26 protein-coding genes are annotated in these 26,192 nt (G+C 72.8%); 8 read left to right on the forward strand and 18 right to left on the reverse strand.

All coding sequences use genetic code 11. The annotated features are described in order from the left end of the window. Positions 1 to 430 precede the first annotated feature (430 nt). Positions 431 to 1,126 (reverse strand): TerB family tellurite resistance protein, encoded by a 696-nt coding sequence (locus NRK68_RS11385; RefSeq protein WP_183065298.1) that lies wholly within the window; start codon positions 1,124 to 1,126, stop codon positions 431 to 433. 150 nt (positions 1,127 to 1,276) lie between these two features. Here NRK68_RS11385 and NRK68_RS11390 point away from each other — a divergent pair, with 150 nt between their 5' ends. After that, positions 1,277 to 2,035: an SDR family NAD(P)-dependent oxidoreductase gene (locus NRK68_RS11390; RefSeq protein WP_183065300.1), complete on the forward strand. Its 759-nt coding sequence runs from the start codon at positions 1,277 to 1,279 to the stop codon at positions 2,033 to 2,035. A 114-nt stretch (positions 2,036 to 2,149) separates the two neighbouring features. On the opposite strand, the gene leuA is transcribed toward NRK68_RS11390, so the two are convergent. Then, a complete protein-coding gene (leuA, locus tag NRK68_RS11395) occupies positions 2,150 to 3,913 on the reverse strand; it encodes a 2-isopropylmalate synthase (RefSeq protein ID WP_183065302.1) in 1,764 nt (587 codons plus the stop codon). A 405-nt stretch (positions 3,914 to 4,318) separates the two neighbouring features. Between leuA and NRK68_RS11400 the strand changes: the two genes are divergently transcribed. The 4 genes from NRK68_RS11400 (at position 4,319) to NRK68_RS11415 (ending at position 7,375) form a co-directional block, all read left to right on the forward strand. Then, positions 4,319 to 5,392, forward strand: a complete 1,074-nt coding sequence (locus NRK68_RS11400) for a M4 family metallopeptidase (protein WP_183065303.1) — start codon at positions 4,319 to 4,321, stop codon at positions 5,390 to 5,392. A 10-nt stretch (positions 5,393 to 5,402) separates the two neighbouring features. Further along, complete coding sequence (locus tag NRK68_RS11405) at positions 5,403 to 5,672, forward strand: protealysin inhibitor emfourin (protein ID WP_183065304.1); 270 nt, start codon at positions 5,403 to 5,405, stop codon at positions 5,670 to 5,672. Between the two features lie 27 nt (positions 5,673 to 5,699). Next, positions 5,700 to 6,527, forward strand: a complete 828-nt coding sequence (locus NRK68_RS11410) for a GNAT family N-acetyltransferase (protein ID WP_183065306.1) — start codon at positions 5,700 to 5,702, stop codon at positions 6,525 to 6,527. Positions 6,528 to 6,673: 146 nt separating this feature from the next. Beyond that, positions 6,674 to 7,375 carry an SAM-dependent methyltransferase gene (locus tag NRK68_RS11415; protein ID WP_257855717.1) on the forward strand — a complete coding sequence of 234 codons (702 nt, stop codon included), beginning with the start codon at positions 6,674 to 6,676 and terminating at the stop codon, positions 7,373 to 7,375. Between the two features lie 34 nt (positions 7,376 to 7,409). Here the strand turns inward: NRK68_RS11415 and era are convergent, their stop codons facing one another. The 3 genes from era to NRK68_RS11430 all read right to left on the reverse strand — a co-directional run bounded on the left by era (position 7,410) and on the right by NRK68_RS11430 (position 11,736). After that, positions 7,410 to 8,360 (reverse strand): GTPase Era, encoded by a 951-nt coding sequence (gene era / locus NRK68_RS11420; RefSeq protein ID WP_030649798.1) that lies wholly within the window; start codon positions 8,358 to 8,360, stop codon positions 7,410 to 7,412. 923 nt (positions 8,361 to 9,283) lie between these two features. Then, complete coding sequence (locus NRK68_RS11425) at positions 9,284 to 10,576, reverse strand: WxL domain-containing protein (protein WP_257855718.1); 1,293 nt, start codon at positions 10,574 to 10,576, stop codon at positions 9,284 to 9,286. Positions 10,577 to 10,692: 116 nt separating this feature from the next. After that, complete coding sequence (locus NRK68_RS11430) at positions 10,693 to 11,736, reverse strand: GlxA family transcriptional regulator (protein ID WP_257855719.1); 1,044 nt, start codon at positions 11,734 to 11,736, stop codon at positions 10,693 to 10,695. Between the two features lie 71 nt (positions 11,737 to 11,807). On the opposite strand from NRK68_RS11430, the gene NRK68_RS11435 reads away from it, so the two are divergent. Next, a complete protein-coding gene (locus NRK68_RS11435) occupies positions 11,808 to 13,115 on the forward strand; it encodes an MFS transporter (protein ID WP_257855720.1) in 1,308 nt (435 codons plus the stop codon). 166 nt (positions 13,116 to 13,281) lie between these two features. Here NRK68_RS11435 and NRK68_RS11440 read toward each other — a convergent pair whose 3' ends face one another. The 12 genes from NRK68_RS11440 to hrcA all read right to left on the reverse strand — a co-directional run bounded on the left by NRK68_RS11440 (position 13,282) and on the right by hrcA (position 23,891). Then, positions 13,282 to 13,638, reverse strand: coding sequence for a cytidine deaminase-like protein (locus NRK68_RS11440; RefSeq protein ID WP_183065315.1), 357 nt, complete (start codon positions 13,636 to 13,638; stop codon positions 13,282 to 13,284). Positions 13,639 to 13,730: 92 nt separating this feature from the next. After that, positions 13,731 to 14,084: an MmcQ/YjbR family DNA-binding protein gene (locus tag NRK68_RS11445; protein ID WP_183065317.1), complete on the reverse strand. Its 354-nt coding sequence runs from the start codon at positions 14,082 to 14,084 to the stop codon at positions 13,731 to 13,733. Continuing rightward, complete coding sequence (locus tag NRK68_RS11450) at positions 14,081 to 15,385, reverse strand: hemolysin family protein (RefSeq protein ID WP_183065319.1); 1,305 nt, start codon at positions 15,383 to 15,385, stop codon at positions 14,081 to 14,083. Before NRK68_RS11450 ends, NRK68_RS11445 begins: the two co-directional genes overlap by 4 nt. Continuing rightward, positions 15,382 to 15,879, reverse strand: a complete 498-nt coding sequence (gene ybeY, locus NRK68_RS11455) for an rRNA maturation RNase YbeY (protein ID WP_030957671.1) — start codon at positions 15,877 to 15,879, stop codon at positions 15,382 to 15,384. The genes NRK68_RS11450 and ybeY overlap by 4 nt, the downstream gene beginning before the upstream one ends. Before the next feature lie 13 nt (positions 15,880 to 15,892). Beyond that, positions 15,893 to 16,930 carry a PhoH family protein gene (locus NRK68_RS11460; protein WP_079025385.1) on the reverse strand — a complete coding sequence of 346 codons (1,038 nt, stop codon included), beginning with the start codon at positions 16,928 to 16,930 and terminating at the stop codon, positions 15,893 to 15,895. A gap of 192 nt (positions 16,931 to 17,122) precedes the next feature. Then, the gene (locus NRK68_RS11465; RefSeq protein ID WP_257855721.1) at positions 17,123 to 18,217 is read right to left on the reverse strand and encodes a PfkB family carbohydrate kinase; all 1,095 of its coding nucleotides are present in this window, start codon (positions 18,215 to 18,217) and stop codon (positions 17,123 to 17,125) included. A gap of 181 nt (positions 18,218 to 18,398) precedes the next feature. After that, positions 18,399 to 19,304, reverse strand: a complete 906-nt coding sequence (locus NRK68_RS11470; RefSeq protein ID WP_183065323.1) for a ribonuclease Z — start codon at positions 19,302 to 19,304, stop codon at positions 18,399 to 18,401. A 3-nt stretch (positions 19,305 to 19,307) separates the two neighbouring features. Then, positions 19,308 to 19,667 (reverse strand): histidine triad nucleotide-binding protein, encoded by a 360-nt coding sequence (locus NRK68_RS11475; RefSeq protein WP_183065325.1) that lies wholly within the window; start codon positions 19,665 to 19,667, stop codon positions 19,308 to 19,310. A gap of 78 nt (positions 19,668 to 19,745) precedes the next feature. Continuing rightward, complete coding sequence (locus NRK68_RS11480) at positions 19,746 to 20,489, reverse strand: 16S rRNA (uracil(1498)-N(3))-methyltransferase (RefSeq protein WP_183065327.1); 744 nt, start codon at positions 20,487 to 20,489, stop codon at positions 19,746 to 19,748. After that, positions 20,486 to 21,577 carry a nitronate monooxygenase gene (locus NRK68_RS11485; protein WP_183065329.1) on the reverse strand — a complete coding sequence of 364 codons (1,092 nt, stop codon included), beginning with the start codon at positions 21,575 to 21,577 and terminating at the stop codon, positions 20,486 to 20,488. The genes NRK68_RS11480 and NRK68_RS11485 overlap by 4 nt, the downstream gene beginning before the upstream one ends. 157 nt (positions 21,578 to 21,734) lie before the next feature. Then, positions 21,735 to 22,874: a molecular chaperone DnaJ gene (gene dnaJ / locus NRK68_RS11490; protein WP_030840893.1), complete on the reverse strand. Its 1,140-nt coding sequence runs from the start codon at positions 22,872 to 22,874 to the stop codon at positions 21,735 to 21,737. Next, complete coding sequence (gene hrcA, locus NRK68_RS11495; RefSeq protein WP_030027783.1) at positions 22,875 to 23,891, reverse strand: heat-inducible transcriptional repressor HrcA; 1,017 nt, start codon at positions 23,889 to 23,891, stop codon at positions 22,875 to 22,877. A gap of 153 nt (positions 23,892 to 24,044) precedes the next feature. Here hrcA and NRK68_RS11500 point away from each other — a divergent pair, with 153 nt between their 5' ends. Both NRK68_RS11500 and NRK68_RS11505 read left to right on the forward strand, forming a co-directional pair. Continuing rightward, positions 24,045 to 24,764, forward strand: a complete 720-nt coding sequence (locus NRK68_RS11500; protein ID WP_183065331.1) for an MBL fold metallo-hydrolase — start codon at positions 24,045 to 24,047, stop codon at positions 24,762 to 24,764. A 34-nt stretch (positions 24,765 to 24,798) separates the two neighbouring features. Further along, complete coding sequence (locus tag NRK68_RS11505; protein WP_183065333.1) at positions 24,799 to 25,602, forward strand: DUF3097 domain-containing protein; 804 nt, start codon at positions 24,799 to 24,801, stop codon at positions 25,600 to 25,602. Between the two features lies 1 nt (position 25,603). Here the strand turns inward: NRK68_RS11505 and NRK68_RS11510 are convergent, their stop codons facing one another. After that, on the reverse strand, positions 25,604 to 26,161 hold the full coding sequence (locus tag NRK68_RS11510; RefSeq protein WP_183065335.1) for a Uma2 family endonuclease: 558 nt from the start codon (positions 26,159 to 26,161) through the stop codon (positions 25,604 to 25,606). Between the last annotated feature and the right edge of the window lie 31 nt (positions 26,162 to 26,192).

The raw sequence follows: 26,192 nt of genomic DNA on the forward strand, positions 1-26,192 counted from the left end.
CCGCTGTGCGGGGCGGCGGCTTCTCGGCGTGTGACCGGAATTGAACGCCTGTGGGAGGCCTCACAGATATCGTCGACTTCTACAAACTGTTGACCGTCCCCGGCTTCAGATCTGTAGATTTCTCCAGTGGTGGCGGAACCGGCGCAGGCGTATGGGCCGGACCTTCCGGAGAAGGCCGTTCCGGCCGTGCGAGTGCGAAGCACATCGGCCACTACCTGTCACGACCTGCCATGATGCACTTTGCGGCCGTTCGGCGACGCAAAAAGAACAGGCCCGTTCCGGCGGCCTCGGAGGCGGCCTGAACGGGCCCGGAGTCATCGGCTCCGCTGTTCACAAGGTGTTCACCAGGCGAGATTTTGGCCCCCGCGAGGCCGGATCGTTACGTCGGACCGTGGTGTTCCGGCCGGTTCCGGAACGGCTGCGGCTCCGCTCAGGGCGCGCGCACCGCCGACAGCAGCCGCGCCACCTCGTCCGCGCCGATCCGCAACGCCGATCCGACGGTGGCCAGCACTTCGCGCTCGGCCGGGATGTACGGGCCGTCCGCGAGGGCGATCCGGGCACCCTGCAGCAGGATCGACTCGCGGCCCGGACCGGCCAGGTGCGGGGCGAGCGGCTCCAGCGCCTCGTGGAGCTCTATCGACAGCGCGGCCCCGCAGCACTCCGGGATGTCGTACAGCCCGAGCCGGCCCTCGTCCGTGGACAGTGCCTCCACGAGGGACTCCAGCTGCTCCTCGGTGCACTCCTGGAAGCCGGCGGCCCGTACGGCGCACACGGCGGCCTCCAGCGCGCTGCGCGAGGCCGTCCCGCCCGCGGTGAGCACCGCCAGGGCGACGGTGTGCACGGCGTCCCGCAGGAGCGCCGTGAACCGGGTGGTGGTGAGGTGGTCCAGGACGTCGGTGCCGAAGCGTTCGCGGCAGCCCTGGCACTCGACGACGGGCCCCGCCTGCCCGCGCGGCAGCAGCGGTACCCCGAGGACGGCGAACCGGCGGCGGCCGGTGCGCCTGCGGTAGTTGCGGTCCCCACCGCAGTCCGGGCAGAAGAACTCCCCGTCACCCACGGTGCTCCAGGTGGTACGGATGCCCCAGACCGTCAGCTTCCGGCCGTCCCCACCCCGAACTGGCAGCACGTCGCACCTCCGTGGTCGTCCGGCAGCATCGCCGGGTTGGCGTGATGTTAGCCACATCGGTGAGGCTGCGTCAGTCGTGCGACAAGACAACATGTCCCGCGCTCGGGAGTTGGCCGATCTGCACCCACGGTTCCGCTTATGGTCTGCCGCATGAACGAGAAGTCGTGTCTGGTGACCGGGGCCGCGAGCGGGATCGGCCGGGCCACCGCCGTGCTGCTGGCCCGCTCCGGCGCCCGGGTGACCGCGGCCGATATCGACGGCCCCGGGGTCGAGCAGCTGCGTACGGATCTGGCCGCCGAGGGCCACACGATCACCGTGGTGCGCGGTGACGTCTCCGATCCGGACGACAACCGGGCGATGGTGGCCGCCGCGGTGGACGCCCACGGACGCCTCGACGTCGCCGTGGCCAACGCCGGAGTACTCCCTCTTTCGGATGTACGGGAGACCACCCCGCAGGACTGGGACCACGTCATGGCGGTCGACGGCCGCGGGATGTTCCTGACGTGCAAGTACGCCATCGAGGCGATGACCGCGCAGCCGCGCCCCGGCGGGGCTGTGGTCTGCGTGTCCTCGATCTCGGGCGTGGCCGGGCAGGCGCGCCAGGCGGCCTACGGGCCCGCGAAGTTCGTCGCCTCCGGGCTGACCAAGCACCTCGCGGTCGAGTGGGCGGCGCACGGGATCCGCGTCAACGCGGTGGCTCCCGGAACGATCCGGACGGAGCGGGTGATCGCGCTGGACGACGAGCCCGGTGGACCGGAGTACCTGGCGGAGGTCACGGCCGCGCACCCGATGGGGCGGCTCGGCGAGCCGGAGGAGGTGGCCCGGGTCATCGCCTTCCTCGCCTCGGACGCGGCCTCGTTCGTGACGGGCGTGGTCCTTCCGGTGGACGGCGGCTACCTGGCCCGCTGAGGCTGCCCGCCCGGGATGCCCGCGAGCCCCGGGGCCGCCCGGGCGCCCGGGCGCCCCGGGAACGACGGAACCCCGCCCCTTCCGGAAGGAGGAGCGGGGTTCTCGTACGAGCGGTCAGCGGCCCGCGCGGTTGACGGCGGAGATGACCGCCTTCAGGGAGGCGCGGGTGGTGTTGGCGTCGATGCCGATGCCCCACAGGACCCGGCCGTCGATCGCGCACTCGATGTAGGAGGCGGCCACGGCGGACGCGCCCTCGCTCATGGTGTGCTCGGTGTAGTCCAGCAGGCGGGCGTCGACGCCGATGCCGGCCAGCGCGTCGAAGAACGCCGAGATCGGACCGTTGCCGGTGCCGTTCAGGACCGTCTCCACGCCGTCCACGACCGCCTCGACGGTCAGCGTGTCCGTGCCGTCCTTGTCGGTGGCCGTCGAGCCGGAGCGCAGCTGGATGCGGCCCCACGGGTTCTCCGGGTTGGGCAGGTACTCGTCGGAGAAGATGTCCCAGATCGCCTTCGGCGTGACCTCGCCGCCCTCGGCGTCGGTCTTGGCCTGGATGATCTTCGAGAACTCGATCTGCATGCGGCGCGGCAGGTCCAGCTTGTGGTCGTTCTTCAGGACGTACGCGATGCCGCCCTTGCCGGACTGCGAGTTGACCCGGATGACCGCCTCGTAGGAGCGGCCGACGTCCTTGGGGTCGATGGGCAGGTACGGCACGGCCCACTCGATGTCGTCGACGGTCTTGCCCTGGGCGGCCGCATCGGCCTCCATGGCGTCGAAGCCCTTCTTGATGGCGTCCTGGTGGGAGCCGGAGAAGGCGGTGTAGACCAGGTCGCCCGCGTAGGGGTGGCGCGGGTGGACCGGCATCTGGTTGCAGTACTCGCTGGTGCGGCGGATCTCGTCGATCTGCGAGAAGTCGATCTGCGGGTCGATGCCCTGGGAGAACAGGTTCATGCCCAGCGTGATCAGGTCGACGTTGCCGGTGCGCTCGCCCTGTCCGAACAGGCAGCCCTCGATGCGGTCGGCGCCGGCCATCAGGGCCAGCTCGGCGGCCGCGACGGCGGTGCCCCGGTCGTTGTGCGGGTGCACGGAGATGCAGATGTGCTCGCGGCGGGTCAGGTTGCGGGCCATCCACTCGAAGCGGTCCGCGTGCGTGGACGGCGTCGAACGCTCCACGGTGGCGGGCAGGTTCAGGATGATCTCGCGGCCCTCGGACGGCTGCCAGACGTCACAGACGGCCTCGCAGACCTCCAGGGCGAAGTCCAGCTCGGTGTCGGTGAAGATCTCCGGGCTGTACTGGTAGCCGAAGGTGGTCTCGGGGCCCAGCAGCTTCTCGGCGTACTCCATCACCAGACGGGTGCCGTCGACCGCGATCTGCTTGATCTGCTCCTTGGAGCCGCGGAAGACGACCCGGCGGAAGGTCGGCGCGGTCGCGTTGTACAGGTGAACGGTGGCGCGCCTGGCGCCGACCAGGGACTCCACGGTCCGCTCGATCAGGTCCTCGCGGGCCTGGGTCAGTACGGAGATGGTGACGTCGTCCGGGATCGCGCCCTCTTCGATGATGGAGCGCACGAAGGCGAAGTCGGTCTCGCCGGAGGACGGGAAGCCGACCTCGATCTCCTTGTAGCCCATGCGCACCAGCAGGTCGAACATCTCGCGCTTGCGGGCGGGGGTCATGGGGTCGATCAGCGACTGGTTGCCGTCCCGCAGGTCGGTGGACAGCCAGCGGGGGGCCTTGGTGACGCGGGCATCGGGCCAGGTGCGGTCCGGGATGTCCACCTGTTCGTACGCGCCGTACTTGTGGATCGGCATCCCGGAGGGCTTCTGGGTGTGGGTCGCGTTCGTGATGGGCGTGGGGCGACCGACAAAAGGCTGCTGGCTCATGGCGTTGGGCTCCTCGCGTGTCCGCGGTAGTTCGCTGGGACGGCCGACGGCGGTAGTGAAAACCGCAACACCAAACTCCGCGGGGAGGGGGCCGGCCTACGACTACAGACCCTCGCCGCGGCAGCTAAGGAGAAGCAGCCCGAAACGCATGATGGGCCGAGCCTAGCCGAGCCGCGCCGTAACGCGAGGACCTGTTTCAGTATGCAAGACCCGCGCGTCCGATTTGCACCAAATGTGAGCCAAGCCTCCTTTTCGCTCCCAGGTCGGGGCGATCCCCCCAAAGCACCCCGGTCCGGCCGTGCGAAGACACCAGACACGTTTCTGCGGCGGCGGAAGGTGACACAACCGAATGAATCATGGTTGCAACTGGTGACATGTCGGTGACTCGGTGCCACATTGCCGGGCATGGATGCCTCCCACACTCACCGCCACCCCGTCTTCTGCACGGTCGTGCCGCCACACCTCCTCGACAAGGCCGCGCTGTCCCCGGACACCCGGCGCGCCGACCTCGCCCAGCGCACCCTCGAGCGCGACTCCCTGCTGCGCACCCGGCGCCGGGTCACCGCCGTGCGCGGGATCGTGCCCACCCTCGCCGCACCGGCGGGCGACGATCCGCAGCGGACGATCTTCGACGCTCAGCACCGTACGCAGCTCCCCGGGACGAAGGTCCGCGAGGAGGGCGACCCGCTGAGCAAGGACGCCACCGTCAACCGCGCCTACGCGGGCCTCGGGGCGACGTACGAGCTGTTTCTGAAGGGCTTCGGGCGCCGCTCGATCGACGACTCCGGCCTGCCGCTGGACGCCACCGTCCACTACGGCGAGGACTACAACAACGCCTTCTGGGACGGGCAGCAGATGGTCTTCGGCGACGGGGACGGGGACCTCTTCCTCGACTTCACCGTGTCGGTGGACGTCATCGGGCACGAGCTGACCCACGGCGTCACCCAGTACACGGCGAACCTGCGCTACCGCGGCCAGTCGGGAGCCTTGAACGAGTCGATGTCCGACGTCTTCGGCTCCCTGATCAAGCAGTACTCGCTGGAACAGACCGCCGACCAGGCCGACTGGCTGATCGGAGCCGGACTGCTCGGCCCCAACGTGACCGGGGTCGCCCTGCGCTCCATGAAGGCGCCGGGCACCGCCTACGACGACGACGAGCTCGGCAAGGACCCGCAGCCCGCCACCATGGACGACTACGTCAACACTCACAGCGACAACGGCGGCGTCCACATCAACTCCGGCATCCCCAACCACGCCTTCTACATCGCGGCGACCGAGCTCGGCGGCAAGGCCTGGGAGCGGGCCGGACAGATCTGGTACGACACCCTGACCGGCGGGGACCTCACCCCCAAGGCGGACTTCGCCGACTTCGCCCGGCTCTCGACGGCGGCCGCCGCCACCCGCTACGGGGACGGCGGGGCGGAGCACCAGGCACTCCAGAAGGCATGGTCGGTGGTGGGCGTCCCGTTCTCGGGGTAGGACGGCTCCCATGCGGATTCTGGTGGTACGGACGGGCGGCTTCGCGGGCATCGAGCGACGGGCCGAGGTGGACACCTCCGGCCTGCCGGACGAGGCCGAGTGGCAGGCCCTGGCCCAGCTCGCGCTGCGGCCCGGTCCGCCCGGCGACCCGGCGGACCGGGTGCGGGACGGCTTCGCCTACCGGATCACGGTGGACGGCCGGACGGTCTCCTGCGCCGAGCCGCGACTGTCGGAGGCGCAGCGGGCGCTGATCTCCCGGGTCCTGAAAGAGGGTGCCTGACCACCGGCCCTTTGCTTGGATGGCCGGATGACCAATCACATGATCGATTCGCCGCTGTCCGAGCTGGAGCGGTACTACGACGCGGTGCCGCGGGTGGGCGGGGCCCGGGCCGAGGACTTCGGGCCGCTGACCCTGTTCGTCCAGGAGGGCGCGGGCTGGCCGTACTACGCGCGGCCCGCGCTCGGCGGCTCCGACGCGACGCCCGCCGACGTGGAGCGGGTCCTCGCCCGCCAGCGCGAACTCGGCGTGCCCGAGTCCTTCGAGTGGGTCGCCGAGACCACCCCGGCGCTGCGCGCCGCGGCGGAGGCGGCCGGGCTGCACGTCCACGCGCACCCGCTGATGGTGCTGGAGGCCTCCGAGGAGCTGCCCCCGCATCCGGAGGTCCGGCTGCTCGACGCCGAGGACCCGCTGCTGTCGGCCGCGCTGGCGGTACCTTCGCTGGCCTTCGCGGACCCGGGCACGGCGGTGGGCGAGGCCGGACCGGCGGAGCTGGCGGCCGCGCTGGAGGACCCGTCGGTGGAGACCCGCCGGGCGAGCGTCTCGGCGAAGCTGGCGGCGGGCACTTCGGGGATGGCCGCGGCCGTACGCGACGGTGTGGTGCTCTGCTCGGGCATGTTCAACCCGGTCGGGGACGTCGCCGAGGTCGTGGGCGTCGGCACCCTCCCGTCCGCCCGCCGCCAGGGCCTGGCCCTCGGGGTCACCTCGGCCCTCGTCGCGCAGGCCCGTGCACGCGGCGCCCGTACGGTCTTCCTCTCGGCGGGCGACGAGGACGTCGCCCGGATCTACGGCCGCGCCGGCTTCCGCCGGGTGGGCACCGCCCTGATCGCCGAACCCCCCGCCGAGCCCGGGGCATGACCGGCCTGCTCCGGCTGCCGCCGCGCCGCGGGCGCGCCGACCGGCGGGCGGGGCCGGCGTTTGCCGGGTCGGCAACTTTGTTTGCCGAGGGGGGCGGGGTGGGCGCAGCATCGGGGGCACGAAGACCGCGAGCGGAAGAGGCCCCCATGGCGACGCACGACCACGAGCACACGCACGAGCACACGCACGGGACACACGGGACGCACGGGACGGACGGGAACGGGCCCGTCGCCGGTGGCGCGGAGTTCTGGGACGAGCGCTACGGCGAGAGCACGCGCATCTGGAGCGGCAATCCCAACGCCCTCCTGGTCCGCGAGGCCCAGGACCTCACCCCCGGCCGGGCCCTCGACCTCGGCTGCGGGGAGGGCGCGGACACCGTCTGGCTGGCCCGCCGCGGATGGCGGGTCACCGCCACCGACATCTCGAAGGTGGCCCTCGGCCGCGCCGCCGAGCACGCCGCCGAGGCCGGGGTCGGGGACCTCGTCGACTGGCAGCAGCACGACTTCGCGCAGACCTTCCCCGAGGGGGAGTTCGACCTCGTCTCGGCGTGCTTCCTGCACAGCTACGGTGACTTCCCGCGCGAGCGGATCCTGCGCCGGGCCGCCGCCGCGGTGGCCCCCGGCGGGACCCTCCTCGTGGTGGGCCACGCGGGCGGGCCGTCGTGGAACCCGGAGGCCCTCGCCGACATCCACTTCCCCACCCCGCACGAGGTCCTGGCGCAGCTGGAGCTGCCGGAGGGCGGCTGGGAGGTCCTCACCGCGGCCGAGCACGTGCAGCCCATGACCGACCCGGAGGGCCGGCCCGGCACCCGTCCCGACAACGCGCTGAAGATCCGGCGCCTCGCCTAGGGGGCGTCCGGCGGGGGCGGGCCCGGGCGACCGGTCAGAAGCCGAGCTTGCGCAGCTGCTTGGGGTCCCGCTGCCAGTCCTTGGCGACCTTCACGTGGAGGTCGAGGAAGACGGGGGTGCCGAGCAGCGCCTCGATGTGCTTGCGCGACTTCATCCCGACCTCCTTCAGGCGGGAGCCCTTCGGGCCGATGATGATGCCCTTCTGGCTCGGCCGCTCGATGTAGACATTGGCGTGGATGTCGAGCAGCGGGCGGTCGGCCGGGCGGTTCTCCCTCGGGATCATCTCCTCGACGACCACGGCGATGGAGTGCGGGAGCTCGTCCCGTACGCCTTCCAGGGCGGCCTCGCGGATCAGCTCGGCGACCATGACCATCTCGGGCTCGTCGGTGAGGTCGCCCTCCGGGTACAGCGGCGGGCTCTCCGGCAGCAGCGGCGCGATCAGGTCGGCCAGCAGCTGGACCTGGCTGTCGCCGACCGCCGAGACGGGGACGATCTCGGCCCACTCGAAGCCGAGCTCCTCGGCGAGCTGGTGCACGGCGATGAGCTGCTCGCCCACCTGCTTGGACTCGACCAGGTCGGTCTTGGTGATGATGGCGATCTTGGGGGTCTTCTTGATCCCTGCGAGCTCCTTGGCGATGAACTTGTCGCCCGGGCCCAGCTTCTGGTCGGCCGGCAGGCAGAAGCCGATGACGTCGACCTCGGCCCAGGTGGTGCGCACGACGTCGTTGAGGCGCTCGCCGAGCAGGGTGCGCGGCTTGTGCAGGCCGGGCGTGTCGACGAGGACGAGCTGGGCGTCGGGGCGGTGCACGATGCCGCGGACGGTGTGGCGGGTGGTCTGCGGCCGGTTGGAGGTGATCGCGACCTTCGTGCCCACGAGTGCGTTGGTGAGGGTCGACTTCCCGGCATTGGGACGGCCGACGAAGCAGGCGAAGCCCGCACGGTGCGGGGCGGTGGACTCGGGGGAACGATCGCTCATACGGGCCATTCTCCCCGATGCCGCTCCCAGCGCCGACCAGGCCAGGGCGGTGACGGCGAGCACAGCCGCGAGCGGCGGGTGCGCGGCGTAGGCGGCACGGCCCTGAGCTGTGGTTCCGTCGGCCCGCGCCCGCACCGTGACCCGGGCCCATTCCGCGTCGGGCGGCCCGTCCCAACGCGTTGCGAGGCGCACTTCCTGACCCGGCAGCAGTTCGGCGGGCAGCCCGGTGAGCCCGCGGTGGAGCAGCAGGCGGCCGAGCGCGCCGGAGGCGGTGAGGGTGGCCCGGGGCCGGAGGGTGACGTTGCCGGTGTTGTGGAGGGTGTACGAGACCTCCGCCGCGGCGCCGCGGCGGTCCACGGTGACGTCCCGGACGGCGAGGGCGGGCGCGGTGGGGCCGGCGACCCGCAGGTACAGCCGGGCGGCGACGGCCTGCCGCACCCCGATGCCCCGCGGGGCGGCGGCTTCGGCCGGCCGTTCCTCCAGGGCGGCGACGGCGCCGGGGTGGTCCCCCGGGGCGGCGCGGTCGGGGACGGTGAGCGTGAAGCCGACGCGGACCGTGCCACCGGCCGGGACGGTGATCCGCTCCCGGTCGAGCTTCGTCCACGCGGCGACGGCCCGGCGCGGCTCGTCGGGCCCGCGGAGGGCGAAGCCGCCGTCGCGGGCGGTGTGGTGGGCGTCGGCGGCGTAGAGGCGGAACGTACGGGGGCGGTCGGTCCCGTTGGTGACGGTGACGGCGTCGGAGACGCTCCGGCCGGGGGCGGCGGCGAGGTAGAAGCAGGGCCGCCGGCCGACGGTGCTCGCGGCGGGCAGCACGGACCACCGGCCGTCCTCGGCCTCTGCCGTCCCGGCGGACAGCAGGACGAGGCCCGCCGCGGCCACGGCCGCCGCAAGCACGGCCGCTGCGAGCACGGCGGCCGTCCGGGACCGGAGGCTCACGACAGGGTCAGCGTCAGGACCGCCGTGTAGGCGCCCGGCGGGGTGTACGGCGGCACGTGCAGGGTGACCGCCGCGTCGATCGTGAAGGTGCCGCCGACCAGCGGGGCGTCGGGAGTGGCGGCCAGGAGGGCGCCCTGGGGGCCGACGACGCCCGCACTGCCCGGCGTACAGGGGCTGAGACTGCCCGGGGCCGCCACGCACGACGGGGTCCAGGACAGGGACGCGCCCGGAATGCGGATCCCGCCCGGTCCGGTGAAGTCGGTGACCTTGCCGGTCAGCGACCAGCCCGCCGGACCGCCGCGGGCGTCGGTGACAGTCACGGTGCCGATCCGGCCGGGGGCGGCTCCCCCGTCGCCGTACGTGACCGTGCCGAGGGTGATCTCCTCGCCCGCCTGGGTCATGCCGAGCGCGCCCGGTTCGACGGTGGCGGTGACCTTCTGCGTGCCGGACGTCGGCGGCGCCGCGTCGACGACCGTGTACGCGGCCGGGCCGGAGCCCCGCCCCGCGGACCAGGCCGCGCCCTCGTAGGCGATCACGGCGGTGGTGGCCCGGTCGGTGACCGGCAGCTCCACCACGGCCGTGCCCAGGTCGTCGGCGGTGGCCCTCACCCGGTCGGCGGTCTGGGCGGCGCCGGCCCGCCCCGCGACGGTCACGGCCGCGCCCGGCGGGAAGCCGACGGCGGTGACCTCCACCCCGGCTCCCGGTCTGCCGTGGGCGGCGGCCAGGCGGACGGTGCGCAGGTTGGCCGTGGGCAGTCCGGTGGCGGTGAGGCGCGCGGAGACGGGCGCGCCGGCCGGGGCGGCGGCGGTGCAGGTGGTGTCGAGGTCCACGAGGTGGCCGGTGTGCAGGCTGTAGGCACCCGGGGCCAGGGTGATCTCGCCGGGCGCGGTCACGGTGAACGTGCCGGTCATGATGACGGCGGGCAGGGGCGTGCCGGCCGGGACGGGGTCGTTGCGCCGGGCGCCGACGACGGTGACCTCGCCGCTCTGGGCGCCCGCCAGCAGGATCCGGCCGGCCGGGGTGAGCGTGTCGGCGGGGAGTTCGCCGCCGACCGGGTTCAGGGCCGGGGTTCGGAGCACCTGATAGGTCACGGTGACGGTGTCGCCGACCCGGGGCGCCGGGTCGTCCACGGTGATCCTGGCGGTGGTCCGCCCGTCGGCGGGCGGGAGACCCGCCTCCTGGGGCTCCAGGCACTGCGTGGGAAAGTCCACCTGTCCCGGGGGCGTCTCCCCCTCGGCCGCGGCGGGTGCGCCGAGAGCGCCCCCGGCCGTGGCCGCGAGAGCGGCCATGCCGACGGCTGCCGACCATCTCCGGTTCCGCGCCCGTGTCCGCACTGCCCGCCCCCTGGGTTGCCTCGCGCCGCGCCCCGCGCTGGGGGCCATTCACGAGCGGGCGACGGGAGAAGTCAATGCAAGGACCCGGCATCAACTGATGGCCCATCAGGAGATGGCGGTGTGGCACCGCTCCCTCCCGCTCCTCCGGTGGCCCGGAAGGTCCGCCGGTAGGCCGTCAGGCTCACCCCGAGCGCCGCCTGCACGTGCTTGCGCAGCGACTGCGCCGTCCCGAAGCCGCTCTCCCGCGCGACCTGTTCCATCGACAGCTCCGTCTGCTCCAGCAGCTCCCGCGCCCGCTCCACCCGCCGGCCGGTGATCCACTGGCCCGGGCTGATGCCCGCCTCCTCCCGGAAGCGGCGCGTGAAGGTCCGTACCGACATGGCTTCCTGCCGGGCCATGTCGGTGAGCCGGAGCGGCTCGTGCAGCCGGTCCAGCACCCAGGCGCGGGCCGCGGTGGTGGTGGCGAGCTGCGGCTCCGGCATCGGGCGTTCGATGAACTGTGCCTGCCCGCCCTCGCGGTGGGGCGGTACGACGGTCCGCCGGGCTGCGTCGTTCGCGACGGCCGCACCGTGGTCGCGGCGCACGATGTGCAGGCACAGGTCGATGCCGGCGGCGACGCCCGCCGAGGTCAGCACGTCCCCGTCGTCGGTGTAGAGCACGTCGGGGTCGACCCGCACGGCCGGGAAGAGCCGCTGGAAGTGGGCGGCGGAGGCCCAGTGGGTGGTGGCCCTCCGGCCGTCCAGGTACCCGGCGGCGGCCAGCACATAGCCCCCCGTGCAGATGGAAACGAGCCGGGTCCCGGGCCGGATGTGCGCGAGGGCCGCCGCGAGCTCCTCGGTCAGCCTGCCCTCCTCGTGGGCCGGGCCCAGCTCGTACGAGGCCGGCACGACCACCGTGTCGGCGGTGGCGAGCAGCTCGGGGCCGTGTGCGACGTGGATGTCGAAGTCGGCGTCCGTGGGGACCGGGCCGGGGGCGAGCCCGCAGGTGAGGATCTCGTACAGCGGCCGCCCGGCCCCGTCCTCGGCGCGGCCGAAGATCCGGTGCGGGATGCCGAGCTCGAAGGGCAGCAGCCCCGCGAGGGCCAGGACGACGACACGGTGGGGCGAAGGCTCCATGGCCCGATCGTATCGAAGCATGACAGTCGGGCCACTGTCGGACGGTGGCCCGCCGGCCGGAAGCTTCTCGCGTGACCCAGACAGCCGCCGCCCCCGGCACGCTCCCCCATCCCCCGCCCCCGCCGCGCACTGCACGCGTCCACCGCGCCTGGTTCGTCGCCGCCGTCACCTTCGTGACGATCATCGGCGCCGCCGGTTTCGCCTCCCTGCCGGGACTGCTCATCGAGCCGCTGCACGAGGAGTTCGGCTGGTCGCACGGCACCATCGGCGTGGCCGTCTCCGTGAACATGGCCCTCTACGGGATCACCGCGCCCTTCGCCGCGGCCCTGATGGACCGCTTCGGCATCCGGCGCGTCGTGGCGGTGGCCCTGACCGTCATCGCGGGCGGTGCGGTGGCCACCGTCCGGATGACCGAACCCTGGCAGCTGGTGCTGTGCTGGGGCCTGCTGGTGGGACTGGGCAGCGGCTCGATGGCCCTGGCCTTCGCCGCGACGGTGACGGGCCGCTGGTTCACCGCCCGGCGCGGCCTGGTCACCGGGATCCTGACCGCCGCCGGCGCCTCCGGGCAGCTGGTCTTCCTGCCACTGCTGGCGTGGCTGGTGGACCGGCACGGCTGGCGCCCGGCGACGGTGACGGTCGCCGTGGCCGCGCTGGCCGTCGTGCCCTTCGTCTGGCTGCTGCTGCGCGACCATCCGGCGGACGTGGGTCTCGCGCCGTACGGCGGCACGTACGCGCCCAGGCCCGCCCCGGCGCCGGGCGCCGCCCGGCGGGCGCTGAAGGTCCTGGTCGGCGCGGCCCGGACCGGCCCCTTCTGGCTCCTCGCGGGCACCTTCGCGATCTGCGGGGCCTCGACGAACGGGCTGGTACGGACGCACTTCGTGCCCGCCGCGCACGACCACGGCATGCCGGTGACGGCTGCCGCAGGGCTGCTGGCGGTGATCGGCGTCTTCGACGTCGTCGGCACGATCGCCTCGGGCTGGTTCACGGACCGCTACGAGTCCCGGCGGCTGCTGGCCGTCTACTACGCCCTGCGCGGGGTGTCGCTGCTGTTCCTGCCGATCCTGCTGGCGCCGTCGGTGCGGCCGCCGCTGGTCTTCTTCATCGTCTTCTACGGCCTGGACTGGGTCGCGACCGTCCCTCCGACGATCGCCCTGTGCCGCGAGCACTACGGGGACGACGGCGCGATCGTCTTCGGCTGGGTGCTGGCCTCGCACCAGATCGGTGCGGCGGTGGTGGCCTTCCTGGGCGGCCTGGCCCGTGACCTGACGGGCTCGTACGACGTCGTCTGGTACGCGTCGGGTGCCCTGTGCGCGATGGCGGCGCTGATGGCGATGGTCATCCGCCGCCGGCCGGGCAGATCCAGCCTCGCCGGCGTTTGAGAGGCGGCGTCCGGGGCGGCGCCTCAGGAAACCCGGCTCCGCCGGGCACCGGGCGCCGCCGGGCACCGGGCTCCGCCCGGACCCGCGCCTCGAACGCCGACCGGGCTGGATGTGGCCCGGCGGCCGAACGCGGGCCTCCCGGCGACCGTCGCCGGGAGGCCCGAGGCTACTGACCGGCCGGGGTCGTGGACCTCAGGGTGCCGTCCGGGGACGCCAGGAGGACCGGGGTGTCCGGGCCGCCGAGGTCGCGGACCGCCGCCCGGTCGGCCTCGGCCGGGGCGTCGGCCGCGCTCACCACGGCGGCGGCCTCCAGGGACCGCGCCCCGCTGGCCACGGCCATCGCGACCGCGGTCTGCAGCGCGCTCAGCTTCAGGGAGTCGAGCTCCACCGTGCCCGCGACGTACGTCCGTCCCGTCTCGTCCCGCACCGCCGCCCCCTCGGGCACCCCGTTGCGGGCCCGGGCGCTGCGCGCCAGCGTGATGATCTTGCTGTCCTCGGGGTCGATCCCGGTGCTCTCCGTCATGGTCGAAAGCATAGGGAGCCCCCCGCCCGGGCCGCGCAACGACCCCGGCCCCGGCCCGGAGCGGGCCGAATCGGGCCGGATCGGGCCGGGGGTCAGGGCCGGTCGAGCTTCAGGCGCTCCGCCCGCGGCAACCCCGCGACCACCAGGTCGTACGAGTCCTCGACGAGCTCGCGCAGCATCGCGTCGGGGATCCCGCCCACCGTCACCGTGTTCCAGTGCCGCTTGTTCATGTGATAGCCCGGCGTGATCGCCTCGTGCTCCTCGCGCAGCCGCACGGCCAGCTCCGGCTCGCACTTGAGGTTGACCTTCAGCGGCTCGGCGTCCAGCGTGCTGAGCGCGAACATCTTGCCCTTCACCTTGAACACCGAGGTCTCCGGGGTGAAGGGGAACTCCTCCACCGCCGCGTTGAAGCCCAGACAGAACTCCCGCAGCTGCGCCGGGGTCACTCCCCCTCCTCCCCCGCGGCCTCCGCCGCGGCCACCGGTTCGACGAGCACCGTCACGATCTTGTTCCGCCGGCCCGCCGGCGCCTCCGCCGTCAGCCGCAGCGGACGGCCGTCGGGCAGTTCCACGACCGCCGAGGCTCCCGCGATCGGCACCCGGCCCAGCGCCTTCGCCAGCAGCCCGCCGACCGTCTCGACGTCCTCGTCGTCGAAGGCCTCGACCTTGAACAGCTCACCGAGGTCGGTGATGTCCAGGCGCGCCGTGACCCGGTAGCGGTCCTCGCCCAGGTCCTCGACCGGCGGGAGCTCCCGGTCGTACTCGTCGGTGATCTCGCCGACGATCTCCTCGAGGATGTCCTCGATGGTGACGATGCCGGCCGTGCCGCCGTACTCGTCGATGACGACGGCCACGTGGTTGCGCACCTGCTGCATCTCGCGCAGCAGATCGCCCGCGTTCTTGGTGTCCGGCACGAAGACGGCCGGCCGCATCGCCGTCGACACCAGGTCGGCCTCGGACTCACGGTTGATGTGCGTCTTGCGGACCAGGTCCTTGAGGTAGACGATCCCGACGATGTCGTCCTCGTTCTCCCCGGTGACCGGGATGCGCGAGAAACCCGACCGCAGGGCGAGTGTGGTCGCCTGACGGACCGTCTTGTAGCGCTCGATGCAGACGAGGTCGGTGCGCGGCACCATCACCTCGCGCACGAGGGTGTCGCCGAGTTCGAAGACCTGGTGCACCATCCGGCGCTCGTCGTCCTCGATCAGCGATTCCTTCTCGGCGAGGTCGACCATCGCCCGCAGCTCCGCCTCGGAGGCGAAGGGGCCCTTGCGGAAGCCCTTGCCCGGCGTGAGCGCGTTGCCGACGAGGATCAGCAGCTGCGGGATCGGCCCCATGATCCTCGCGAGCGGTACGAGGACGTACGCGGCCGCCGTCGCCGTGTTCAGCGGGTGCTGGCGGCCGATCGTGCGCGGGGAGACGCCCACGGCGACGAAGGAGACCAGCACCATCACGGCGATGGCCACGAGCAGGGCGGTCCAGTTCTCGCCGAACGCGTCGAGGCAGACGTAGGTGACGAGGACCCCGGCCGCCATCTCGCAGGTGACCCGGACCAGCAGCGCCACGTTGAGGTAGCGGGTGGGGTCGCCGGCGACCTGGGCGAGCTTCTCGCTGCCGCGCCTGCCCTCCCGTACGGCCTGCTCGGCGCGGAAGATCGAGATACGGGCGATGCCGGACTCCGCGCACGCCGCGAACCAGGCCACGACCACCAGCAGCACCGCGCCGGTGATCAGTTGCGGGGCGCTCACGAGACGGTCGGAGCCGGGGACGGGCCGGTCAGCCCGCGCTCACCGCGCCAGCCGTCCACGATGGCCGCCTGGAGGCCGAACATCTCGGCCTTCTCGTCGGGCTCCTCGTGGTCGTAGCCGAGCAGGTGCAGCACTCCGTGGACGGTCAGGAGCTGGAGCTCCTCGTCCATGGAGTGCTGCGTCGGGGCTTCCTCGCCCTGCTTCTTCGCGACCTCGGGGCAGAGCACGATGTCGCCGAGGAGTCCCTGCGGGGGCTCCTCGTCGTCCTTCGACGGCGGACGGAGCTCGTCCATCGGGAAGGACATGACGTCGGTCGGGCCGGGCAGGTCCATCCACTGGATGTGGAGCTGCTCCATGGCGTCCTCGTCGATGACGATGACGGAGAGCTCCGAGAGCGGGTGGATCCGCATCCGGGTGAGCGCGTAGCGGGCGATGTCGAGGATCGCCTGCTCGTCGACCTCGGTTCCGGACTCGTTGTTGACGTCGATCGACATGGTGCGCTGGGTTCTACTTCCGCTGGTAGCCGTTGGCGGCCTGCTGGCCGTCGTCGTACTTCTCGTACGCGTCGACGATACGGCCGACCAGCTTGTGCCGGACGACATCCTCGGACGTGAGCCTGGAGAAGTGGATGTCCGGTACCCCGTCGAGGATTTCCTGAACCTGGCGCAGACCGCTCCTGGCCCCGCCGGGCAGGTCGACCTGGGTGATGTCACCGGTGATCACGATCTTCGAGTCGAAGCCGAGCCGGGTCAGGAACATCTTCATCTGCTCGGTGGTCGTGTTCTGGGCCTCGTCGAGAACCACGAACGCGTCATTGAGCGTGCGACCCCGCATGTACGCCAGCGGCGCGACCTCGATCGTGCCCGCCGCCATGAGCCGCGGGATCGAGTCGGGGTCGAGCATGTCGTGCAGCGCGTCGTAGAGCGGGCGCAGGTACGGGTCGATCTTGTCGAAGAGGGTGCCCGGCAGGAAGCCGAGCCGCTCCCCCGCCTCGACGGCGGGCCGGGTCAGGATGATCCGGCTGACCTGCTTGGACTGGAGCGCCTGGACCGCCTTGGCCATGGCGAGGTAGGTCTTGCCGGTCCCGGCGGGGCCGATGCCGAAGACGATCGTGTTCTTGTCGATCGCGTCGACGTACCGCTTCTGGTTGAGGGTCTTGGGGCGGATGGTCCGGCCGCGGCTGGAGAGGATGTTCTGGGTGAGCACCTCCGCCGGGGTCTCCTCCGGCCCGTTGCCGTTGCCGCTCGCCTTGAGCATGGCGATCGAGCGTTCCACTGCGTCCTCCGTCATCGGCTGCCCGGTGCGGAGCACCAGCATCATCTCGTCGAACAGTCGCTGGATCAGGGCGACTTCCGCCGCTTCTCCGATCGCGCTGACCTGATTGCCCCGAACATGGATGTCGGCCTTCGGGAAGGCCTTCTCGATCACGCGCAACAGGGCGTCACCCGAGCCGAGCACCGTCACCATCGGGTGTGTCGCCGGTACGGTGAAATGTGCTCGCGCCTGCCCCGGCGCGGGGATGTGGGCTGTCGATGTCTGAGTCATGGGCCGGCACTGTGGCCTGCGCATACCTCCCGCTGAGGGGCCGCGCCGATCGACGACCTCCGGAGTACCAAGCGTACGTCGCCGCCGCCGCTTCCCCGAGAGGTTTTCAGCGCCGCCCCGGCCCGGCCCCCGCCCCGCCCCCGCCCCGCACCGGCCCGGCCCCGCCCCCGGACCGCGTCCGCGGTCCCGCGGCTACGCGGAGTGCCGGAAGCCGATGGTCGGCACAGCTCTGCGCCGGGCGGCCGGGGTCGCGGCCGGCGGGATCAGTTCGTCCAGGAAGCCGTAGCGGCCGCGGAGCGCGTGCGGGGCGGCCCGCCACCAGTGGGCCACCTCCGGCCAGCCGGGCGCCGACAGGGACCCGCCGAACTCCTGGACCGACAGGGCCGCGGTCAGCCCGGCGAAGGCCAGCCGGTCCGCGAGCGGCCAGCCCGCCAGGGTGCCGGTGACGAAGCCCGCCACGTAGACGTCCCCCGCCCCCGTCGGGTCCAGCTCCTCCACGGCGATCCCGGGGACGTGGGCGGTCTCCCCGGTGCGGCTGTCGACCGCGTACGAGCCCTCCGCGCCCATGGTCACCACCGCGACCGGGACCCTCTCGGCCAGCGCGCGGGCCGCCGCCCGCGGGCAGTCGGTGCGTGTGTACCGCATGGCCTCGCCCGCGTTCGGCAGGAAGGCCTCGCAGTGCTCCAGGTCGGCCAGGGCCCCCAGGTCCCACCGTCCGCTCTCGTCCCATCCCACGTCCGCGAAGATCCGCGAACCGCGCCGGGCGGCCTCTCCGATCCATTCCTCGCCGCGGCCGGGCTCCAGCGAGGCGACGGCGGCGCGGGCCCTCGGCGGGCACTGCGGGAAGGGGCCGGGGCCCGCCGGCGGAGGGGCCTCGTGGCCGTGGGAGACCATCGTGCGCTCGCCCTCGTAGGCCATCGAGACGGTGACGGGGCTGTGCCAGCCGGGGACGGTCCGGGACATGGCCAGGTCGATGCCCTCACCCTGCTCCAGGGCGTCCCAGCAGTACTCGCCGTAGTGGTCGTCGCCGAAGGCTGCGGCCAGCGAGGTGCGCAGACCGAGCCGGGCCAGGGCGGTGGCCATGTTGGCGACGCCGCCGGGGCTGGAGCCCATGCCGCGCGCCCAGGACTCCGTACCGCGCACCGGCGCCGAGTCCAGGCCGGTGAAGATGATGTCGAGGAAGACCGTCCCGGTCAGGAAGACGTCGCAGCCCGGTTCCTCCGGGTCGCGCAGCGGACCGAGCGGGTCCAGGGCTGCGGTGCGGCTGTCGAGGTCCCCACTGGCCACGGTGGTCTCCCCTGTCGGTCTCGAAGGGCCGTTTCTCGGTGAAAGCTGCCAGGTCTCCCCGCCCCGGGCGGGATCAAAACCCAGTGTGGCGCAGATCACCCGCACGATGCCCTCCGGGCCGGTCCCCGGAAGCCGCGCCGCGGCCCGGGACGCGTGTGCGCGCCCCGGGCCGCCGCCCGTGTCAGCCCCGCTTCGGCAACGGCACCCGCATCAGGTCCGCGGCCACGGTGAGCTCCCCCTCGAAACCGGCCGCCCGCGCCTGGCGTTCGAACTCGGTGGGGTCGGTGTACCGCTGCGAGAAGTGCGTCAGCACGAGGTGGCGTACGCCCGCGTCCCGCGCCACCCGGGCCGCCTGGCCGGCGGTGAGGTGCCCGTGGTCGGTGGCCAGGCGTTCGTCCTCGTCGAGGAAGGTCGACTCGATCACCAGCATGTCGCAGCCCTCGGCGAGCTCGTCCACGCCGCCGCAGAGCCGGGTGTCCATGACGAAGGCGAAGCGCTGCCCGGGTCTGGGTTCGCTGACCTCTTCCAGCGTGACCCCGCCGAGGTGCCCGTCCCGCTGGATCCGGCCCACGTCGGGGCCCTTGATCCCGTGCCGGGCGAGCAGCTCGGGCACCATCCGGCGCCCGTCGGGCTCGGTGATCCGGTAGCCGAAGGACTCCACGGGGTGCGAGAGCCGCCGGGTCTCCAGGACGTACGAGGCGCCCTGCGCCACCGGTCCGTCCTCGCAGACCGGTTCCTCCAGGAGCTCCACGGTCTCCCGGTAGGCCGTGGCGTACCGGAGCCGGTCGAAGAACTTCTGTCCGGACGCCGGGTAGTGCGCGGCGACGGGGTGCGGGACCTGGTCGAGGTTGATCCGCTGGATCACCCCGGCGAGGCCGAGGCTGTGGTCGCCGTGGAAGTGGGTGATGCAGATCCGGTTGATGTCGTGCGCGGCCACGCCGGCACGCAGCATCTGGCGCTGCGTGCCCTCGCCCGGGTCGAAGAGGATGCCCTCGCCGTCCCAGCGCAGCAGGTAGCCGTTGTGGTTGCGGTGGCGGGTGGGCACCTGGCTGGCGGTGCCCAGCACCACGAACTCTCTGACGGACACGTGCTATCCGGGGGGCCACTGGAGGCCGCGGCCGCCCAGGACGTGCGCGTGCGCGTGCCAGACGGTCTGGCCGGCGCCGGAGCCGGTGTTGAAGACGATCCGGTAACCGTGGTCGTCGATCTTCTCGTCGGCGGCGACCTGTGCGGCCTCACGCAGTATGTCGGCGGCGATGCCCGGCTCGGCGGCCGCGAGGGAGGCCGCGTCGGGGTAGTGCACCTTGGGGATGACGAGCACGTGCGTGGGCGCCTGCGGGTTGATGTCCCGGAAGGCGACGGTGGTCTCGGTCTCCCGGACCACCGTCGCCGGGACGGCGCCCTCGACGATCTTGCAGAACAGGCAGTCGGCCTGCGGTTCCCCGGCCATTGCTCACCCTCCCGTGATGTTGATCGGTCCGGGCATCGTATCCAGCCGGGGCCCGCCGCGGGCGCGCGTTCCGGCCGGTCAGGCCCAGCGTCCGGTACGGGCGAGCAGGACCGCCGCGGCCGCGGTGCCGGCGGTGGAGGTCCGCAGGACGGAACGGCCGAGGCGGTACGGGTGCGCCCCCGCCGCGGCGAAGACCGCCAGCTCCTCCGGGGAGACCCCGCCTTCCGGCCCGACCACCAGGACGACGGAACCGGAGGCGGGCAGCTCGGCCGTGGCCAGGGCCTGCGACGGGGTGTCGCGGTCCTCGTGCAGGACCATCGCCAGGTCGGCGCCGGCCAGCAGCGCGGCGACCTGCTTGGTGGACATGGCCTCGGCCACCTCCGGGAAGCGGACGCGGCGGGACTGCTTGCCCGCCTCGCGGGCGGTGGCCCGCCACTTGGCCAGGGACTTGGCCCCGCGGTCGCCGCGCCACTGCGTGATGCAGCGCGAGGCCTGCCAGGGAACGATCGCGTCCACGCCGGTCTCGGTCATCGTCTCGACGGCCAGCTCGCCCCGGTCTCCCTTGGGCAGGGCCTGGACCACGGTGATGCGGACGCCGGGCTCCGCCTCCTGCCCGGCGGCGGCGACGGCCAGGACGAGCCGGTCCTTGCCCTCGGCGGCCTTGACGACCGCCTCCGCCCAGCCGCCGCGGCCGTCGGTGAGGACCACCTGCTCGCCCGGGTTCAGCCGTTTCACCGACACGGCGTGCCGGCCCTCGGGGCCGTCCAGGACGAACTCCGCCCCTGCGGGGACCTCTTCGACCACGAACACCGGGGCCGTCATGACGCACTCCTCATCTGCATGTCCTTCAACGTGTTCTGTGCCTCGGCCAGTTCGGCCGCCAGCACCTCGACCAGCTGCGCCGCCGGCAGCGCTCTGGCCAGCCGGTGCCCCTGGCCCGCGAAGAGGGCCATGCCCTGCGGGTCCCCGGCCGCGGCGGCCGCCTTGCGCAGCCCCGAGGTCAGGTGGTGGACCTGGGGGTAGGCGGCCGGGGCGTAGGGGCCGTGCTCCCGCACGAAGCGGTTGACCAGTCCCCGGGCCGGCCGCCCGGAGAAGGCCCGGGTCAGTTCCGTCCGGACGAAGAGCGGATCGGTCAGCGCCTTCTTGTGGACGGGGTCCGCCCCCGATTCGGGGCACACCAGGAAGGCCGTGCCGAGCTGCGCCGCCGCCGCGCCGGCCGCCAGCAGCGCGGCGATCTGCGCGCCCCGCATGACTCCGCCCGCGGCGATGATCGGCAGGGCCACGGCCTCCCGTACCTGCGCCACCAGCGCGAGCAGTCCCACGGCCGCCGTGCCGTCGATCTGCGGGTCGTCCCGGTGGGTGCCCTGGTGGCCGCCCGCCTCGACGCCCTGGACGCAGACGGCGTCGGCGCCCGCCTGCTGGGCGCTGCGGGCCTCCTCGACGGAGGTCACCGTGACGACGGTGTACGTACCGGCCTTGCGCAGGGCGGCGAGGGCCGTGGGGTCGGGACAGCCGAAGGTGAACGACACCACCGGGACCGGGTCCTCGAGGAGGATGGCCAGCTTGGCGTCGTAGCCGTCGTCGCTGGTGCCGATGATGTCCTCCTCGGCGAGCGAGATCTCGTACCAGCTCGCCTCGCCGGCCAGCTGCCCGCGGTACGCCTCCACCGCGGCCGGGTCGGCGTACCCGGTCTGCGGCATGAAGAGGTTCACGCCGAAGCGGTACCGGGTGAGGGCGCGCACCTGTTTGATCTCCTGGTACATCCCGTCGGCGGTCTTGTAGCCCCCGGCGAGGAAGCCCAGTCCGCCCGCCTCGCACACGGCGGCGACGAGCGGCGGGCAGGAGGCGCCGCCCGCCATGGGAGCCTGCACGATCGGGTGGGGGGAGAGACCGTTCGCGGCGGTGGACATGCACTGCATCGTGCCACGTCCCGCCCATGGGGCCGAATCACCGCATTCGCCTGGCATAGTCCGCTCCCGGCGGCCCCGCGGGCGGCTGCCGGGGGCACGCGAAGAGCCCGGCCGGGGGCGTCCCCGGACCGGGCTCGAAGCGGTGCGCGGCCTTCGGTCAGCGACCGTTGAACGCGTCCTTCAGACGGCTGAACAGGCCCTGCTGGCCCGGCGCGAACTGGCCCATGGGCCGCTCCTCGCCGCGCAGCTTCGCCAGCTGGCGCAGCAGTTCCTCCTGCTGGGCGTCCAGCTTGGTCGGGGTGGTGACCTCGACGTGGACGATCAGGTCGCCGCGCCCGCCGCCGCGCAGGTGGGTGACGCCGCGCCCGTGCAGCGGGATCGCCTGGCCGGACCCGGTGCCGGGCCGGATGTCGATCTCCTCCAGCCCGTCGAGCGTCTCCAGCGGGCATTTGGTGCCCAGCGCGGCCGCCGTCATGGGGATGGTGACCGTGCAGTGCAGGTCGTCCCCGCGGCGCTGGAAGGTCGGGTGCGCCAGCTCGTGGATCTCCACGTACAGGTCGCCGGCGGGGCCGCCGCCGGGGCCGACCTCGCCCTCGCCCGCGAGCTGGATCCGGGTGCCGTTCTCGACACCGGCCGGGATCTTGACCGTGAGGCTGCGGCGGGAGCGGACCCGGCCGTCGCCCGCGCACTCGTGGCACGGGGTCGGGACGACGGTGCCGAAGCCCTGGCACTGCGGGCAGGGGCGCGAGGTCATGACCTGGCCCAGGAAGGACCGGGTGACCTGCGAGACCTCACCGCGGCCGCGGCACATGTCACACGTCTGCGCCGAGGTGCCGGGGGCGGCACCCTCGCCGGAGCAGGTGGTGCAGACGACGGCCGTGTCCACCTGGATGTCCTTGGTGGTCCCGAAGGCCGCCTCGTCGAGCTCGAGGTCGAGGCGGATCATGGCGTCCTGGCCGCGCCGGGTCCGCGAGCGCGGGCCGCGCTGCGAGGCCTGGCCGAAGAAGGCGTCCATGATGTCGGAGAAGTTGCCGAAGCCGCCCGCGCCGAAGCCGCCGGCTCCGCCGCCACCGCCGGAGGCGGACAGCGGGTCGCCGCCGAGGTCGTAGACCTGCTTCTTCTGCGGGTCCGAGAGCACCTCGTAGGCCGCGTTGATCTCCTTGAAGCGCTCCTGCGTCTTCGGATCCGGATTCACGTCCGGGTGGAGTTCACGCGCGAGGCGCCGGAAGGCCTTCTTGATCTCGTCCTGCGATGCGTCGCGGCGCACGCCGAGAACGGCGTAGTAGTCCGTGGCCACTTACGACTCCGCCAGGATCTGTCCGACGTAACGTGCCACTGCGCGTACCGCTCCCATCGTTCCGGGGTAGTCCATGCGGGTCGGTCCGACCACGCCGAGTTTGGCGACGGTTTCGCCGCCCGAACCGTAACCGACCGAGACGACCGACGTGGAGTTGAGCCCCTCGTAGGCGTTCTCGTGCCCGATCCTTACGGCCATCCCCGACTCGTTGGCCTCGCCGAGCAGCTTGAGGAGCACGACCTGCTCCTCCAGCGCCTCCAGCACCGGCCTGATCGTCAGGGGGAAATCGTGTCCGAAGCGGGTGAGATTGGCGGTGCCGCCGATCATCAGCCGCTCCTCCGCCTCCTCCACCAGCGTTTCGAGGAGGGTCGACAGCACGGTGGAGACCGTGCCGCGGTCGTCGGCCTCGAAGGACTCCGGCAGGTCCTGGACGAGCGGGGGCACGTCGGTGAAGCGACGGCCGACGACCCTGCTGTTGAGCCGGGCCCGCAGGTCGGCCAGCGAGGCCTCGCCGAAGGGGCTCGGGCAGTCGACGAGCCGCTGCTCGACGCGTCCGGTGTCCGTGATCAGTACGAGCATCAGGCGTGCGGGAGCGAGCGAGAGCAGCTCCACGTGCCGGACGGTCGACCGGGTCAGGCTCGGGTACTGGACGACCGCCACCTGCCGGGTGAGCTGCGCGAGCAGCCGCACGGTGCGGCCGACGACGTCGTCGAGGTCGACGGCGCCGTCGAGGAAGTTCTGGATGGCCCGGCGCTCGGGCGTGGACAGCGGCTTGACCCCCGCCAGCTTGTCGACGAAGAGGCGGTAGCCCTTGTCGGTGGGGATCCGGCCGGCGCTGGTGTGGGGCTGGGCGATGTAGCCCTCTTCCTCCAGCACCGCCATGTCGTTGCGCACGGTGGCGGGCGAGACGCCGAGCCGGTGCCGCTCGGTGAGCGCCTTGGAGCCGACCGGCTCCTCCGTCCCGACGTAGTCCTGGACGATGGCGCGCAGCACTTCGAGTCTGCGTTCGCTGAGCATCGCGCACACCTCCAGCGTGATCCGTTGCCGTGTTCCGACGTGTTCTGACGTTCGTTGGCACTCTGTGGGTTCGAGTGCCAGAGAGCCCCCGCTCAGTGTACGGCCGGGTAGTAAGACCCTGGCAAGGGAGGCCCGCCAGGGTAGCGTCGCGGCATGGACGTGCGATGGGAAGAGGCGGGCTGGGAACGGCTCACCGGGCGGGCCGGCCGACGGCGTCTGCCGGTGTGGGACTGCACGGTGGGGCTGGTGGTGGGGGACGATTCCGTGCTCCTGATCGACCCGGGCTCGTGCCTGCGCGAGGGTGCCGGGGTGCGGGCCGAGGCCGAGCGGCTGACGGGCCGGAGCGTGACCCATATCGCATTCACGCACGGCCATTTCGATCACGTCCTGGGTGCGGCGGCCTTCCCGGGGGCCGAGGTCTACGGGGCGGTCGGGCTGGCCGCGCTGCTCGCCGCGGACCGCGAGGAGCTGCGCGGGGACGCGGTGCGGCACGGGCTCGCCGAGGCGGAGGCGGCCGAGGCCGTGGAGCGGCTGGTGCTGCCCGGCCATCACGTGTCGGGCGAGTGGACGCTGGACCTGGGCGGGGTGCAGGTGCTGCTGGCCAACGTGGGGCCCGGGCACACCGGGCACGACCTGGCCGTCTTCGTCCCGGGCGAGCGCGAGACGGTGTTCTGCGGGGACCTGGTCGAGGAGTCGGGCGAGCCGATGGCGGGCCCGGACGCGATGCCCCGGCAGTGGCCCGCCGCCCTGGACCGGCTGCTGTCACTGGGCGGCGAGGACGCGTTGTACGTGCCCGGTCACGGAGCGGTGGTCACCGCCGAGTTCGTCCGTGCGCAACGCGCCACACTGGCGGCCCGTTCCGGCGTGTCGTAGGCGGGACGCGCAGGGCTCTCCTAGTGTCGGCCGGATGCGCGAGTACTCCCCCGACCTGACCCCCCAGTGGAAGCGGCCGAAGGCCGTCCCCGAGGTCGCCGCCGAACCGGACCTGGTCGTCGAGGTGGCCGGTACGGACTTCTGCGGCGCCGTGGTGGCCTGCGAGGCGGGCACGGTGACCCTGGAGGACCGCTTCGGCAAGCGCCGGGTGTTCCCGATGGAGCCGCGGGGCTTCCTGCTGGAGGGCGCGGTGGTCACCCTGGTCCGCCCGCCGCGGGGCCCGTCGGCGCCGGCCCGTACGGCCTCGGGGTCGATCGCCGTCCCCGGAGCCCGGGCGCGGGTGGCCCGGGCGGGCCGGATCTATGTCGAGGGCCGGCACGACGCCGAGCTGGTGGAGCGGGTCTGGGGCGACGACCTGCGCATCGAGGGCGTGGTGGTCGAGTACCTGGAGGGCGTCGACGACCTGCCGGCGGTGGTGGCGGAGTTCGGCCCGGCGCCGGACGCCCGGCTGGGGGTGCTGGTGGACCATCTGGTGCCGGGCTCGAAGGAGTCCCGTATCGCCGCCGCGGTGACCTCGCCGGACGTGCTGGTGGTGGGTCACCCGTACGTGGACGTCTGGCAGGCGGTGAAACCGTCGGCGCTGGGCATCGCCGCATGGCCGGTGGTCCCGCGCGGCCAGGACTGGAAGACGGGCGTCTGCCGGGCCCTGGGCTGGCCGGAGAACACCGGGGCCGCCTGGCAGCACATCCTGTCCCGGGTGACGTCCTACAAGGACCTGGAACCGACCCTGCTGGGCCGCGTGGAGGAGCTCATCGACTTCGTCACGGCCCCGGCCTGATCTACGGCAGGGTGCCGAACTCCGCGGTGTCGAGCGTCACTCCGAGGCCGTCGAGCGGGACCGGTTCTGCGAACTTGCTGGTCCGCGCCGTGCGGTAGTCGGCCTGGTCCCCGCCGCCGAACGGCTCGGTGAGCAGCGTGCACTTCGCTTCGAAGGGGTCGACGATCAGGTAGGCGGGAACACCGCCCGCGGCATAGATGGAGCGCTTCGTCACGTAGTCGCGCACCTTGCTCGTCTTCGAGACGACCTCGACGAGGAGCGAGACGGCCTGCACCGGCAGGAGCCGACCGCTTCCCTCCGGAAGCGCTTCCGGAGCGACCACGACGAGATCGGGCTGAGGCTCGGAGGACTCCCCTGGAATGGCCACGTCCTGGGTCTGGAGCGGGTACCAGCGGTCGGGGGGGATCTGACGCGCGATGAACAGCACGATCAGGTTGTGGACCACGTCGGGCCCGGCCATCATCACGATTTCCCCCCGGAGGAGCTCGACCTTGACGCCCTCGGGAGCCGCGAGGCTCTCGAAGAACTCGGTCATGCGCTGATCGTCCACAGCGGTCATCTCCGGCCCTCCGTTTCTGCCGCCGTGAGGT

The organism is Streptomyces yangpuensis (genome assembly GCF_024666385.1).
Lineage (GTDB): Bacteria > Actinomycetota > Actinomycetes > Streptomycetales > Streptomycetaceae > Streptomyces > Streptomyces yangpuensis.

Bases quoted from the DNA above. Each gene is read 5' to 3' on its own strand.
- NRK68_RS11390 (WP_183065300.1), top strand. From the start codon at position 1,277: ATGAACGAGAAGTCGTGTCTGGTGACCGGGGCCGCGAGCGGGATCGGC.
- leuA (WP_183065302.1), bottom strand. From the start codon at position 3,913: ATGAGCCAGCAGCCTTTTGTCGGTCGCCCCACGCCCATCACGAACGCG.
- NRK68_RS11400 (WP_183065303.1), top strand. From the start codon at position 4,319: ATGGATGCCTCCCACACTCACCGCCACCCCGTCTTCTGCACGGTCGTG.
- NRK68_RS11405 (WP_183065304.1), top strand. From the start codon at position 5,403: ATGCGGATTCTGGTGGTACGGACGGGCGGCTTCGCGGGCATCGAGCGA.
- NRK68_RS11410 (WP_183065306.1), top strand. From the start codon at position 5,700: ATGACCAATCACATGATCGATTCGCCGCTGTCCGAGCTGGAGCGGTAC.
- NRK68_RS11415 (WP_257855717.1), top strand. From the start codon at position 6,674: ATGGCGACGCACGACCACGAGCACACGCACGAGCACACGCACGGGACA.
- era (WP_030649798.1), bottom strand. From the start codon at position 8,360: ATGGCCCGTATGAGCGATCGTTCCCCCGAGTCCACCGCCCCGCACCGT.
- NRK68_RS11425 (WP_257855718.1), bottom strand. From the start codon at position 10,576: ATGGCCGCTCTCGCGGCCACGGCCGGGGGCGCTCTCGGCGCACCCGCC.
- NRK68_RS11430 (WP_257855719.1), bottom strand. From the start codon at position 11,736: ATGGAGCCTTCGCCCCACCGTGTCGTCGTCCTGGCCCTCGCGGGGCTG.
- NRK68_RS11440 (WP_183065315.1), bottom strand. From the start codon at position 13,638: ATGACGGAGAGCACCGGGATCGACCCCGAGGACAGCAAGATCATCACG.
- ybeY (WP_030957671.1), bottom strand. From the start codon at position 15,879: ATGTCGATCGACGTCAACAACGAGTCCGGAACCGAGGTCGACGAGCAG.
- NRK68_RS11460 (WP_079025385.1), bottom strand. From the start codon at position 16,930: ATGACTCAGACATCGACAGCCCACATCCCCGCGCCGGGGCAGGCGCGA.
- NRK68_RS11475 (WP_183065325.1), bottom strand. From the start codon at position 19,667: ATGGCCGGGGAACCGCAGGCCGACTGCCTGTTCTGCAAGATCGTCGAG.
- NRK68_RS11480 (WP_183065327.1), bottom strand. From the start codon at position 20,489: ATGACGGCCCCGGTGTTCGTGGTCGAAGAGGTCCCCGCAGGGGCGGAG.
- NRK68_RS11485 (WP_183065329.1), bottom strand. From the start codon at position 21,577: ATGTCCACCGCCGCGAACGGTCTCTCCCCCCACCCGATCGTGCAGGCT.
- hrcA (WP_030027783.1), bottom strand. From the start codon at position 23,891: ATGCTCAGCGAACGCAGACTCGAAGTGCTGCGCGCCATCGTCCAGGAC.
- NRK68_RS11500 (WP_183065331.1), top strand. From the start codon at position 24,045: ATGGACGTGCGATGGGAAGAGGCGGGCTGGGAACGGCTCACCGGGCGG.
- NRK68_RS11505 (WP_183065333.1), top strand. From the start codon at position 24,799: ATGCGCGAGTACTCCCCCGACCTGACCCCCCAGTGGAAGCGGCCGAAG.
- NRK68_RS11510 (WP_183065335.1), bottom strand. From the start codon at position 26,161: ATGACCGCTGTGGACGATCAGCGCATGACCGAGTTCTTCGAGAGCCTC.